We start from the raw sequence: 12,278 nt of genomic DNA on the forward strand, positions 1-12,278 counted from the left end.
TAGGCGGGTCATGACGTACACGGGTTGCGTCATCTGACGGGCGCGGCGACGCGGCCGGGCTCATTAGCGTCGCGGCCGTGCAACGATCAATCAGACGACTAGTCCTCTTCCTCGCGGCGGCGGTGCCCTTGGCCGCTCTGGTGCCGCTGTCAACAGCATCGTCCGGCGCAGCCTCCTCGGCGAACGCGGCATCGGCGGCCGGGTTCTCCGGTCCGTCGGCGTGTTCCCAGACCCTCCCGATCACCGCTCCGCCGGGTGCGCGGGTGGAGTCGGTGACAGCGGTCCAGCAGTCCGGCGGCACCCTCACCTTCCCGGCGCAGCCACCCCTGCCGGCGCCGCCACCCGTCACCGGCGTACCGGCGTACTGCGAGATCACGGTGACGCTGAACCACCCGGGTGTGGACGATCACGCGCGGGTCAAGGTCTGGGCTCCGGTGGAGGGCTGGAACGGCCGCTTCCAGGGAGCCGGCGGCAGCGGCTATTCCGCGGGCGACTTCGGCGTCCCGCTGGCCGAGGGCGTCAAGAAGGGCTACGCGGTCGGGTCGACCGACGCCGGGGTCACCTTGTCCTTCATCGACGTGAGCGCGTGGGCGCTGACTCCCGACGGCAGGGTCAACCAGCCACTGCTCGAGAACTTCGCCTCCCGATCCGTGCACGACCTCGCGGTTGTCGGCAAGGCGGTCACCAAGGCGTACTACGGTCGCGCCGCGTCCTATTCGTACTGGAATGGGTGCTCCACGGGCGGCCGGCAGGGATACCTGGAGGCGCAGCGCTACCCGGATGACTTCGACGGGATCCTGGCCGCCGCACCGGCCGTGAACTGGTCCAAGTGGGCGGTCGCGGCGCAGTGGCCGAACGTCGTGATGAACCAGGAGCACAACGTTCTCAGCAAGTGTGAGTTCGATGCCTTCAACGCCGCGGCGGTCGAGGCGTGTGACCGGTTGGACGGTGTTGCCGACGGCATCATCGGGCGCCCGCTGGACTGCACCTGGGATCCGGCCCGGCTGATCGGCAAGAAGATCGTCTGCGACGGCAAGGAGCTCACCATCTCCACGGCCGACGCCACGGTCGTCCGCAGGATCTGGCAGGGTCCGGTCAGCCCGTCGGGTCAGAAGCTCTGGTACGGACTGACCAGGGGATCGGACTTCGGCGGTCTGGCCGCCACCCTTCCCGGGCCGGACGGGAGCAGCGTGGCCTATACCTTCCCGATCTCGAACACCTGGATCCAGACGTTCCTGAAGGAGCAGCCGGCGTTCGACACCTCGAAGATCACCTACAGCGAGTTCGCCAAGCTGTTCCGGCAGTCGGAGGCGGAGTACACCGCGCTGATCGGCTCTGACGACCCGGATCTGTCGGGCTTCCGGAAGGCCGGCGGCAAGCTGCTCTCGTGGCACGGGCTCGCCGATCAGCTGATCTTCCCGCAGGGCACGATCAACTACCGGCAGCGCGTGGACCGCGTTCTCGGTGGGACCGAGCGGGTGGACGACTTCTACCGGCTGTTCCTGGCGCCTGGCGTCGCGCATTGCCAGTCGGGCATCGGGCCGGCGCCGACCGATCCGCTGGCCGCGCTGGTGAAGTGGGTCGAGGAGGGGAAGGCACCTGCCACCCTCCCTGCCTCGATGACCCGGGCCGACGGGCAGGTCGTCACCAGCAATCTGTGCCGCTACCCCCAGGTCTCCCAGTACCTCGGCCACGGCGATCCGGCCGCTGCCGGCAGCTACCGCTGCATTCGGCACGGGTAGCCACCTCCCTTGCAGGGCTGACTCGCAGTCCCTCGCTCTCCTCCGGGGCGGGGGACTGCGACGTACCGGGGGTGTCTTCGGTTCGGCAAGGCGCGGGGAGGGGCCTGCGGCGGCATACTGACGGGATGGCGTTGACGGATGAGGCGATCGTCAAGATCAAAGGGATGATCACCTCGGGGGAGTTGCGGCCGGGAGACCGGCTGCCCAAGGAGGCTGATCTCGCGGCGCGGCTCGGGCTGTCGCGGAACTCGCTGCGGGAGGCCGTGAAGGCGCTGACGCTGGTCAACGTGCTGGACGTGCGGCATGGCGACGGGACCTACGTGACCAGCCTCGACTCCGCGCATCTGCTCGACGCGCTGAGCTTCATGGTCGACCTGCATCAGGACGATTCCGTGCTCCAGTTCTTCGAGGTACGACGTCTGCTCGAACCCGGGGTTGCCGCGCTGGCGGCGAACCGGCGTACGACCGAGCAGTTGTCCGAGTTGCGCTTGCTGACGAGCGATCTGGCCGCAGGCGCCGGGGTGGACGACCTCGTCGCGAACGACCTCAAGTTCCACCGCGGGATCGCCGAGGCGAGTGGCAACGCGGTCGTCTGCTCATTGCTCGACGGAGTCTCCGGGGCGACGCAGCGCGCGCGGATCTGGCGCGGGGTCACCCAGGCCGGAGCGGTCGAGCGGACCCTGGCCGAGCACAGCGCGATCCTGGACGCCATCGAGATCGGCGACGCGGAGGCGGCGCGCGCCTGGATGACCGGGCACATCGCGGGGGTCGAGAATTGGTTGCGCAAGGCCCGCTGAACCGTTGATGTGGAGGGCATCGGAATGAGTCAGGAACCACCTCCGCCGCGGAGCGCGTTGACGCTCAGGATCGTGCTGGCCTCCTTCGGGCTGGTGGTCTGCGGCGCGGCCGCGGTGCTGTTCGTCGTCAACGATGTGCCGGCCGGGTGGGCGATCGCGGCCGAGTTCTTCGCGGTCGTCGCGGCGCTCGATCTGCTCGTGATCGGCCGGCGGAAGTGGGTGAACCGGCAGCGCTCCCGCGGAAAGTCCGACTGATGCCGGTCCGGAATCTGGTTGATGCCGGTCGGGCGGTCGTCTACTCTGGACCAGTCACATTCCCGGCGTCAGGGGTCCGCGTTGTAACTCCGAGGTCTTTCTTCTGAGCAGTTGATCGCTCCCGTTCCGGTCGAGCGGTCTGGCAGAGACCTCTTTGGAGTGTGCGCATGAGTAATTCCCTGAGTTGTACCGACCTCTTCTTCGCCTGGCCCGACGGTGACGTGCTGTTCGACGGGCTGACCTTCGTGGCCGGCCCGGTCCGCTCCGGGCTGGTCGGCCGCAACGGCGTGGGCAAGTCCACGCTGCTGCGGCTGATCGCCGGACGACTCGCACCGCAACGCGGGTCGATCCGGGTCAACGGCGAACTCGGCTACCTGCCGCAGGACCTCACCCTCGACACCGCCCTGCGCGTCGACCAGGCCCTGGGCATCGCCGAGATCCGTGCAGCGATCACCGCGATCGAGCAGGGCGACGCCTCGGACGCCAACTTCGCGGCCGTCGGCGACGGCTGGGACGTGGAGGAGCGGGCCGAGGCGATGCTCGGCAAGCTCGGCCTCGGCTCGATCGGCCTGGACCGCAGCGTCGGCGAACTCTCCGGCGGCGAGACGATCCTGCTCGGCCTGGCCGCCGAACTGCTCCGCCGGCCCGACGTGCTGCTGCTCGACGAGCCGACGAACAACCTGGACCTGCGCGCCCGCCGGCACCTGTACGACGCGGTCGAGGGATTCCGCGGAGCCCTGCTGATCGTCAGCCACGACCGCGAACTGCTCGACCGGGTCGACCAGATCGGCGACCTGCGCAAGGGCGAGGTCACCTGGTACGGCGGCAACCTCACGGCGTACGAGGAAGCCGTCGCGGTCGAGCAGGAGGCGGCCGAGCGGATGGTCCGCGCGGCCGAGTCCGACCTGAAGCGGCAGAAACGCGAACTGATCGAGGCGCGGATGAAGATGGACCGCCGCCGGGCCGCCGGTCAGCGGGCGTTCGAGCAGGGCGGCATCCCGAAGATCATTGCCGGCGGCCTCAAACGCTCAGCGCAGGTGTCGGCGGGCAAGCACCTCGGCATGCACAGCGACCGCTTTGACGCCGCCCAGGACGCGCTGGCCGAGGCGGAGGAGAAGGTCCACGACGACGACAGCATCCGCGTCGACCTGCCGAAGACCGCCGTACCGGCCGGACGGATCGTGCTGCGCCTGGAGGACTACGTACTCCGTACCGGCCTGCACGCCGACCTGGAGATCCGCGGCCCCGAACGCATCGCTCTGACCGGCCCGAACGGCGCAGGCAAGAGCACCCTGCTCCACGCTGTTGCCGCCGACAACGCACCGCTGGTCCCTTGGAGGTTGCTCCCGCAGCGCCTCGACCTCCTGCAGGACGACCTGTCGGTGGTGGAGAACCTGGCCCTCCTCGCCCCCAGCGCGGAGAACCAGGAACGCCGAGCCCGCCTGGCCCGCTTCCTCTTCCGAGGCCGCGCGGCCGACCAGCCCGTCAGCACCCTGTCCGGCGGCGAACGCTTCCGAGCAACCCTCGCCGCTCTGCTCCTGGCCGAACCCCCGCCCCAGTTGCTGATGCTCGACGAACCAACCAACAACCTGGACCTCTCCAGCGTCACCCAACTCCGAGAAGCCCTGGCCTCCTACAACGGAGCCCTGGTAGTCGCCAGCCACGACCTCCCGTTCCTCCGCGAGATCGGCATCACCCGCTGGCTGTCCATGGAAGACAACGAACTCCACGAAATCGACCCGCTGTAGTACTTCGACGTTCGCCGCTTTGCTCCCACCACCGGTTGTTCGGCGCGCTCCTCTGTTGCAGGTCGGTGATCCCCAGGTGGTTGGCGGGTTGGCTGGATGGCCTGGGTACCTCGGACACCATCTGGGGGCCGCGGACAGGCTATTTCGTGTCCTAGGTCCCGGCTTGGTGTCCTAGGTCCCAGCCTGGTGTGTCCGAGGCCCCGACCTTGTGCACCAGTTGAATGTTCTCGGGCGGAGGACCTGCTCAACTGATGCCCAAGGTCGCCGTCAGCATGTCGCCAGGGGCGCCGGCGGCAGACGGATCCTGTCGCCGGGGTCCGACATACTGAGAGCCCACCATCGAGACAGGGGTAGCTGTGACTCGACGTGCGCTCGTGACCGGCGGAGTGAGTGGGCTCGGTCTGGCGACTGCTGAGCGGTTGCGGGCGGATGGGATCGAGGTCGTCACCCTCGATCGCACAGCAGGTGCTGATGTGGTCCTGGACATCACCGATGAGGTCGCCGTCGCGTCGGCGGTTACTGAGTTGGGCGTGATCGACATCTTGGTGAACTCTGCCGGGATTGTTGGCCCGAACCAGCCGCTCTGGGAGATCTCGACCGCCGACTGGGATCAAACGTTCGCAGTAAATGTCCGCGGCACCTTCCAGCTGTGCCGGGCTGTCATCCCCGGCATGCGGGAACGCGGCTGGGGACGGATCGTGAACTTCGCAAGCATGGCCGGCAAGGACGGAAACGCGAATCTCTCCGCGTACTCCGCCTCCAAGGCAGCCGTCATCGCGATGACCAAGTCCCTCGGCAAGGAACTCGCCACCAGCGGCGTCCTGGTCAACGTCATCGCCCCAGCTGTGATCGACACTCCCATGAACGCCGCCACCGCGCCAGACGTACTGGCCCGCCTCACCAGCCTGATCCCCATGCACCGCATCGGCCGCCCCGAAGAAGTAGCCGAACTAGTCGCCTGGCTCACCTCCGACAAATGCAGCTTCTCCACCGGCGCCGTCTACGACATCAGCGGCGGCCGCGCCACCTACTAAGCCGGTACTCCGCCGCGCTACTCCGGTCCCGCAGTTCTCCGTCGCCTGCTCCAACCCGCTAGGTCGCCGCTCGGTGAATGCGCTGTGGGCGGGGGAGTGGGGGAAGTCGCCGGAAGCCTAGTTGCGGGTCCGAGCGGCGTACGGATCGACAGGAGGTACTGCCTGCTCTCGGCCCATCAAGACCCTCGGTACGTCGGGAGGTTGCCCTCGCGAGGGACATCTACCTGTCGTTCGGAACAGCCGTGCCCGACCACCAGCCCGGGATGGGGTGTCTTGTCAGGCAGGCTCGAATTGTCGGCCCGACAAACCCGCAGCGGCCTGGAGAACCCGCGGTGGCCTGATAACCACGCCGAGCACGTCCGGCGATCAGCTCCTCTCCAACGCGACCACCTGGCATTCGCTGAGCGGCGACGCAGGAGCGCCGAACCGGCCTGCGGTGGGGGCGAGCGACGGAGGAGCGGCGTGGGGCGGAGTCCTAGGTGGGGGTTGGGGCGTCGGGGCGGAGTAGGCCGGTGGTTTTTAGGTCTGTCCAGACGGCGTCTGGGATTTCCACCCGTGCGAGGGCCGCGTTGGTGTGGACTTCGGAGGGGGTGCGGCAGCCGACTGCGATGCCGGCTACGGCGGGGTGGTGGAGTGGGAAGTTGAGGGCGACCGCCGGCAGGGTTACGCCGTGGGACTCGCAGATGTCGGCGAGTTGGTTGGCCTTGTCCACCAAGGGAGCAGGCGCAGGAGCGTAGTTGAAGGTGGCGTCCGCAGCCGGACGGGGTTGGGACAGCAGACCGGAGTTGAAGATGCCTACGGCAACTACCTGGACGTTGTTCTCGACGCAGGCGGGCATCACGTCGTCCAGACCGTCGGGGTCCAGGAGGGTGTAGCGGCCGGCCAGCATGATGGCGTCGATGTCTACCTCGCGGACGAAGCGGGTGAGCATCGCGGTCTGGTTCATGCCGGAGCCGATCGCGCCGATGACGCCTTGGTCGCGGAGTTCGATCAGGGTCGGGAAGGCGGTGGCGACGGCTTCCGCGTAGTGGTCGTCGGGGTCGTGGACGAAGACGACGTCGAGGCGGTCGGTGCCGATGCGGCGCAGGGAGTCCTCGATGCTCTGCAGGACGCCGTCGCGGCTGAAGTCCCAGCGGCGGCGTCGGCGGGAGGTGACGGCGAAGCCTTCGTCGTCGGTGGCGTCGGAGTCCGCTTCGTAGATGATCCGGCCGACCTTGCTGGACAGCACGTACTCGTCGCGGGGCTTCCCGGCGAGTCCAGCACCCAGTCGCTCCTCAGCCAGACCGAGGCCGTAGTGCGGTGCCGTGTCGAAGTACCGCCAGCCCTCGTCCCACGCGGCCTGTACGGTCGCGGCAGCCTCGGCATCAGCGACCGGCGTGAACAACCCGGCCAGCGGAGCACCGCCGAGCCCGACTCGCGAGTCCTCCGAGAACAGCTTCATGACCGGGCTGCCGGCAGTCGCAGGTTCTGCATGCCTCCGTCGACCGCGAGCGCAGTACCGGTGGTCGAGGCGGATAGCGGGCTTGCCAAGTAGACGATCGCGGCCGCGACTTCCTGGGCAGTGACGAGCCGGCCCATCGGCTGCCGGGCTTCCAGGGCGGCGCGCTCGGCGGCCGGGTCGGACGCCACGTCGAGCAGCCGGCCGACCCAGGGGGTGTCGGCGGTTCCCGGATTCACGCAGTTGACCCGGATGCCTTCGCGGACGTGGTCAGCGGCCATCGCCATGGTCAGCGCCAGTACTGCGCCCTTGCTGGCGCTGTAGAGCGCACGGTTCGGGAGGCCGGCGACGGCGGCGATCGAGCAGGTGTTGACGATCGCGGCTGCTGACGAGCGACGCAGGTAGGGCAAGGTCGCCCGGGTGACGCGCGCGATGCCTACGACGTTCACGTCGAGGACGCGGTGCCACTCCTCGTCGTCGTTGCCCGCCACGGTGCCCTGGGCGCCGATCCCGGCATTGTTCACGAGGATGTCGATCCCGCCGAGCTGCAGCGCGGCCGCGGAGACCGCGTCCCGGACGGAGCTGTCGTCGCTCACGTCCGCGGCGATGCCGGTCAGCGGCGCGGGCACGTCCGGCTTCAGATCGAAGACGACCACCTGGGCACCTCGCGCGGCCAGCAGCGAGGCGGCCGCCAGACCGATCCCCGAGGCTCCTCCGGTCACCACGGCCCGCAGGCCGGCGAAATCCGTCACTTCACGCTCTCCTTCGTCAGGTCAGTCCAGATCTTGCCAGTCGGGTACCGGAAGTCACACAGCGTCTCGGCATCCATCTCGGCGCTGAAGCCCGGCTGCGTCGGTGTGACGTAGTGCCCGTCCTTGATCGCGACCGGTTCCAGGAAGTGCTCGTGCAGGTGGTCGACATACTCGATCACCCGGTTCTCGGTCGAACCGCTGACCGCGACCAGGTCGAACATCGACAGGTGCTGCACCAGCTCGCACAGCCCGACCCCGCCCGCGTGCGGACACACCGGTACGCCGAACTTCGCCGCCAGCAGCAGGATCGCGATGTTCTCGTTCACCCCGGCGACCCGGGCCGAGTCGATCTGCAGGAACGACAGGGACCCGGCCTGCAGCATCTGCTTGAAGACCACCCGGTTCTGCACGTGCTCGCCGGTGGCCACCCGGACCGGCGCGACGGCCTGGGCGATCGCCGCGTGGCCGAGGATGTCGTCGGGGCTGGTCGGCTCCTCGACCCACCACACGTCGTACGGCTTCAGCGCCTCGATCCAGGAGATCGCCTCGGCCACGTCCCAGCGCTGGTTCGCGTCGATCGCGATCCGGATGTCCGGGCCGACCGACTCGCGGGCCAGCCGCATCCGGCGGATGTCGTCGTCGAGGTTCGCGCCGACCTTCAGCTTGATCTGGGTGAACCCCTCGGCCACCGCCTCGTGGCAGAGTCGCACCAGTTTGGCGTCGTCGTACCCGAGCCAACCGGGCGTGGTCGTGTACGCCGGGTAACCCTGCTCGCGCAGCGACTTCTCCCGCTCGGCGCGACCCGGCACAGCTGCGTACAGGATCTCCAACGCCTCCTCGCGGGTGAGCGCGTCCGATAGGTACCGGAAGTCGACCAGGTCGACGATCTGCTCGGGGGAGAGGTCGGCCAGCAGCTTCCACAGCGGTACTCCGGCGCGCTTGGCGGCCAGGTCCCACACGGCGTTCACCACCGCCCCGATCGCCATGTGCATGACGCCCTTCTCCGGGCCGAGCCAGCGCAGTTGCGAGTCGTGTACCAGGGACTTCCAGAAGCCGCCCAGGTCGTTCAGGGTCTCGTCCACGTCCAGGCCGATCACATGGTCGCGGAGCGCCTCGATCGCGGCCGTCTGGACGTCGTTGCCGCGGCCGATGGTGAAGGCGAAGCCGTGCCCTTCGAGCCCGTCGCCGGCGTCGGTGCGCAGGATCAGGTACGCCGCGGAGTAGTCCGGGTCGGCGTTCATCGCGTCGGAGCCGTCCAGGTCCAGCGAGGTGGGGAAGCGGACGTCATACGTCTCGAACTCGGTGAAGCGTGGCATGAAGACCCGTTCTGGCAGTGTTCCGATCTGGCAGACCGGATCCTATAGGATATGGGGGTCATTCGGGCAGTGCTCCGGCGAGTTAGTTCATCCGCTCAAGGAACAAAGTCCGCGCCGGGTTCACGCGGCCCGGGCCGACCGGGCGAGAGCCGCTGGATAGAGTCGAACCGTGCCCGACCACCAGGACGCTGACGAGCCCGGAGTACTGCGGTTGGGGCGGCGGTCGTTCGGACCGGCGGAGTTCGCGCTGATGGCGATCGTGAACCGGACGCCGGACTCCTTCTTCGACCGCGGCGCCACCTTCGCCACCGAAGCGGCGTACGAGGCGATCGATCAGGCGGTCGCCGACGGCGCGGACCTGGTCGACATCGGCGGGGTCAAGGCCGGGTACGGCGAGCCCGTCAGCGAGGACGAGGAACTCCGGCGCACGGTCGACTTCGTGGCGGGAATCCGCGAGCGCCACCCGGAGCTCGTGATCAGCGTCGACACCTATCGCAGCGGAGTCGCCCGCCGGGTCGGAGCAGCCGGGGCGGACCTGATCAACGACACCTGGGCCGGCGCCGATCCCGAGATCCCGGCCGCCGCCGCGGAGTACGGGACCGGGCTCGTGTGCAGTCACGTCGGCGGGCTAACCCCGCGGACCGACCCGCACCGGATGGCGTACGACGACGTGGTGGCTGACGTGATTCGCACGACCACGGCCCTCGCCGAACGGGCCGTCGCCGCGGGAGTCAGGCGGGACGGGATCCTCATCGACCCGACCCACGACTTCGGCAAGAACACGCTGCAGTCGCTCGAGCTGACCCGCCGGCTGGACGAGCTCGCGGCGACCGGCTGGCCGGTGCTGGTGGCGGTCTCGAACAAGGATTTCATCGGCGAGACCCTCGACCTGCCGCCGGGGCAGCGTGGCTCCGGGACACTCGCCGCGCTGACGGTCTCCGCCTGGCTGGGCGCTCGGGTCTTCCGGGTGCACGATGTCCCTGCGGCCCAGCAGGCGCTGGACCTGGTCGCAGTACTGCGGGGTGCCGCGCAGCCCGCTGGAACCCGAAGGAGTCTGGCTTGATTCGTCAGTTGGCCGATCTGACCGAGGACGAGGTGATCGCGGCGTACCAGGTCGACGATCGCTCGGTGCCCCATCTGCGGAGCAACTTCGTCTGCAGCATCGACGGCGCGGTGGAGATCGACGGGCAGTCGAAGTCGCTGTCGAACCAGGCGGACCAGGAGTTGTTCGGCAAGCTCCGGATGCTCAGCGACGTGATCCTGGTCGGAGCCGGGACCGTCCGGGCCGAGGGGTACAACCCGCTCCGGCTCGGCGCCAAGCGTCGGGAGTGGCGGCAGGCGAACGGCCTGCCGGAGAACCCGACCCTGGCGATCGTCTCGTCACGGCTCGACCTGAACCCGATCAACCCGGTGTTCGCGCAGGCGCCGATCCGGACGGTCGTGATCACGCACGCCGCGGCGCCGCCCGACCGCCACGAAGCGCTCGCCGAGGTGGCCGACGTACTGGTCTGTGGCGAGACGTCGGTCGATCTCCCGACGGCTGTGGCCGCCCTTGCTGAGCGGGGGCTGCCGCAGATCCTGTCGGAAGGTGGGCCGCATCTGCTGGGTGCGCTCACCGACGCGGACCTGGTGGACGAAATGTGCCTGTCGCTGGCGCCCCTGCTGGCCGGCCCGGGCGCGGGTCGCATCACGGCCGGCCCCATGTCGACGATCGCCCGGCGGCTGGAGTTGAGGTCGGTGCTCGGCTCGGACGACGGGTACCTCTTCATGCGCTACCTCCGGGCCCACTGAGCGCCTCGACTACGGTTGACGTCGTGCCCATCGTCAGCGCCGCGGTCTGCCCGCATCCGCCGCTCCTGGTTCCCGAGATCGCCGGTGGAGCCGCCGCCGAGCTCGACGACCTGCGCGCAGCCTGCCTTGCCGCGATCGACCAGCTCGCCGACGCCGACACCCTCGTGATCGTCGGATCCGGGACCACCACCGGCGCCCGGTACGACGCGTCCGCCGGCGGCACGTTCGGCCCGTACGGCGCTCCCGGTGTACAGGTGGGCTCCGGGGAACCTGTGCTGCCGCTCTCGCTCACGATGGGCGCGTGGCTCGTCAACCAGAGCAAGGCGGCGGGTCTTCCGCGGCTCTTGATCACGGTCGCCGCCGACGAGACTCCGGCCGCCTGTCTGGAGCTGGGACAAGAGCTTGCCCATGGCAATGAACGGGTGGCCCTGCTGGTGATGGGAGACGGCTCGGCCCGCCGCAGCGAACACTCCCCGGTCCACCTTCACCCTCGTGCCGAGATCTTCGACACGACCGTCGCCGCCGCCCTGGACCTGGCCGACACCACCACCTTGTCCGCGCTGGACCCAGACCTGGCCACGACTCTCCAGGCCGTTGGCCGAGCTCCCTGGCAAGTCCTGGCCGGTGCTACCGCGACCACCCCGCTCCAGGGCAACCTCACCCACCACACCGCGCCATACGGCGTCGGCTACTTCGTCGCGAGCTGGACCTAGGCGGCAGGTTCGACGTGAACGTCTGACCAGCGGGGGAAGGTTGCCGCGAGGTCGGAGTGGCCAACCTGGGTCAACTGGTTGGTCAGTTCTACTCGAGCGGCCCGGATCGCGTCGGCTGCTTCTTCCGCGGTCGGGTACGGGCCGGACCAGTTGCAGACCGCGTCGCCGGCGAACCACTCGCCCGCCGAGGAACGACGTACGTGGGAAGCGGCCAGGCGGTCGGCCGGGAGGGCGTCTCCGCGCTCGGCGGCGAGTTGGACGATCGCGTCGACCGTGACGGTCTCGGCGGTCAGCTCCGTCAGCGGGCGCAGATAGACCGCGTCAGTGAGGGTGAACTCGTAGCCCTCAGGTGCTCGCGAGGCCAGCCAGGCGAGTGCCTCCTGGGCGGTCTCGGCGAGCAGGCGCGAGCTGTCGGGATCCGCGAGCGTGTGGACACCGCAGCGGCGGGTGTGGGTCGGGCGGAGTTCGTTCTGCCAGAGGCGGACCTGGAGCTCCTCGCGTCCGGACAGCCGACGGCCGAGGATGCGCGCCAGCCCGACGACATCGAAGCTCAGCTCGTCCGGCGTCCGCTTCCGCCCCGGCTCCAGCGGCTCACCCGGCAGCGTCCCACGCGTCGTCCAGGGCCCGACGTGCCAGCGCTCCAAAGCCGTCATACCCCGACCCTACCCAGGCGGCTCAGTGGTGGTTGCCTG

General features: G+C 69.1%; 12 protein-coding genes. 8 read left to right on the top strand and 4 right to left on the bottom strand.

The window, feature by feature from the left end:
- Positions 1–77 precede the first annotated feature (77 nt).
- The 5 genes from EV648_RS14215 (at position 78) to EV648_RS14235 (ending at position 5,576) form a co-directional block, all read left to right on the top strand.
- Entirely contained in the window at positions 78–1,742 is a 1,665-nt protein-coding gene (locus EV648_RS14215; RefSeq protein ID WP_199234594.1) for a tannase/feruloyl esterase family alpha/beta hydrolase, read from the top strand.
- Between the two features lie 125 nt (positions 1,743–1,867).
- Positions 1,868–2,539 (top strand): FadR/GntR family transcriptional regulator, encoded by a 672-nt coding sequence (locus tag EV648_RS14220; RefSeq protein ID WP_132290328.1) that lies wholly within the window; start codon positions 1,868–1,870, stop codon positions 2,537–2,539.
- 24 nt (positions 2,540–2,563) lie between these two features.
- A complete protein-coding gene (locus tag EV648_RS14225) occupies positions 2,564–2,794 on the top strand; it encodes a DUF6343 family protein (RefSeq protein ID WP_132290331.1) in 231 nt (76 codons plus the stop codon).
- A gap of 167 nt (positions 2,795–2,961) precedes the next feature.
- Entirely contained in the window at positions 2,962–4,542 is a 1,581-nt protein-coding gene (locus EV648_RS14230; protein WP_132290334.1) for an ABC-F family ATP-binding cassette domain-containing protein, read from the top strand.
- 356 nt (positions 4,543–4,898) lie between these two features.
- Entirely contained in the window at positions 4,899–5,576 is a 678-nt protein-coding gene (locus EV648_RS14235; protein ID WP_132290337.1) for an SDR family NAD(P)-dependent oxidoreductase, read from the top strand.
- 475 nt (positions 5,577–6,051) lie between these two features.
- Here EV648_RS14235 and EV648_RS14240 read toward each other — a convergent pair whose 3' ends face one another.
- From EV648_RS14240 to EV648_RS14250, 3 genes are read right to left on the bottom strand one after another with little or no spacing between them, the layout of a single operon-like run.
- The gene (locus EV648_RS14240) at positions 6,052–7,017 is read right to left on the bottom strand and encodes an aldo/keto reductase (RefSeq protein WP_132290340.1); all 966 of its coding nucleotides are present in this window, start codon (positions 7,015–7,017) and stop codon (positions 6,052–6,054) included.
- Positions 7,014–7,766, bottom strand: a complete 753-nt coding sequence (locus EV648_RS14245) for an SDR family NAD(P)-dependent oxidoreductase (RefSeq protein WP_132290343.1) — start codon at positions 7,764–7,766, stop codon at positions 7,014–7,016. The genes EV648_RS14240 and EV648_RS14245 overlap by 4 nt, the downstream gene beginning before the upstream one ends.
- Positions 7,763–9,082, bottom strand: coding sequence for an L-fuconate dehydratase (locus tag EV648_RS14250; protein WP_132290346.1), 1,320 nt, complete (start codon positions 9,080–9,082; stop codon positions 7,763–7,765). The genes EV648_RS14245 and EV648_RS14250 overlap by 4 nt, the downstream gene beginning before the upstream one ends.
- Positions 9,083–9,332: 250 nt before the next feature.
- Here EV648_RS14250 and folP point away from each other — a divergent pair, with 250 nt between their 5' ends.
- From folP to EV648_RS14265, 3 genes are read left to right on the top strand one after another with little or no spacing between them, the layout of a single operon-like run.
- Positions 9,333–10,145, top strand: coding sequence for a dihydropteroate synthase (gene folP, locus EV648_RS14255; protein WP_132290658.1), 813 nt, complete (start codon positions 9,333–9,335; stop codon positions 10,143–10,145).
- Positions 10,142–10,873: a pyrimidine reductase family protein gene (locus EV648_RS14260; protein ID WP_132290349.1), complete on the top strand. Its 732-nt coding sequence runs from the start codon at positions 10,142–10,144 to the stop codon at positions 10,871–10,873. The genes folP and EV648_RS14260 overlap by 4 nt, the downstream gene beginning before the upstream one ends.
- A 23-nt stretch (positions 10,874–10,896) precedes the next feature.
- A complete protein-coding gene (locus EV648_RS14265) occupies positions 10,897–11,586 on the top strand; it encodes a class III extradiol dioxygenase subunit B-like domain-containing protein (protein WP_132290352.1) in 690 nt (229 codons plus the stop codon).
- Here the strand turns inward: EV648_RS14265 and EV648_RS14270 are convergent.
- Positions 11,583–12,239, bottom strand: coding sequence for a hypothetical protein (locus tag EV648_RS14270; protein ID WP_132290355.1), 657 nt, complete (start codon positions 12,237–12,239; stop codon positions 11,583–11,585). The two genes, EV648_RS14265 and EV648_RS14270, sit on opposite strands and share 4 nt — an antisense overlap.
- Between the last annotated feature and the right edge of the window lie 39 nt (positions 12,240–12,278).

The sequence above is a fragment of the Kribbella sp. VKM Ac-2568 genome, assembly GCF_004345365.1.
Lineage (GTDB): Bacteria > Actinomycetota > Actinomycetes > Propionibacteriales > Kribbellaceae > Kribbella > Kribbella orskensis.

Bases quoted from the DNA above. Each gene is read 5' to 3' on its own strand.
- EV648_RS14220 (WP_132290328.1), top strand. From the start codon at position 1,868: ATGGCGTTGACGGATGAGGCGATCGTCAAGATCAAAGGGATGATCACC.
- EV648_RS14225 (WP_132290331.1), top strand. From the start codon at position 2,564: ATGAGTCAGGAACCACCTCCGCCGCGGAGCGCGTTGACGCTCAGGATC.
- EV648_RS14230 (WP_132290334.1), top strand. From the start codon at position 2,962: ATGAGTAATTCCCTGAGTTGTACCGACCTCTTCTTCGCCTGGCCCGAC.
- EV648_RS14240 (WP_132290340.1), bottom strand. From the start codon at position 7,017: ATGAAGCTGTTCTCGGAGGACTCGCGAGTCGGGCTCGGCGGTGCTCCG.
- EV648_RS14250 (WP_132290346.1), bottom strand. From the start codon at position 9,082: ATGCCACGCTTCACCGAGTTCGAGACGTATGACGTCCGCTTCCCCACC.
- folP (WP_132290658.1), top strand. From the start codon at position 9,333: ATGGCGATCGTGAACCGGACGCCGGACTCCTTCTTCGACCGCGGCGCC.
- EV648_RS14270 (WP_132290355.1), bottom strand. From the start codon at position 12,239: ATGACGGCTTTGGAGCGCTGGCACGTCGGGCCCTGGACGACGCGTGGG.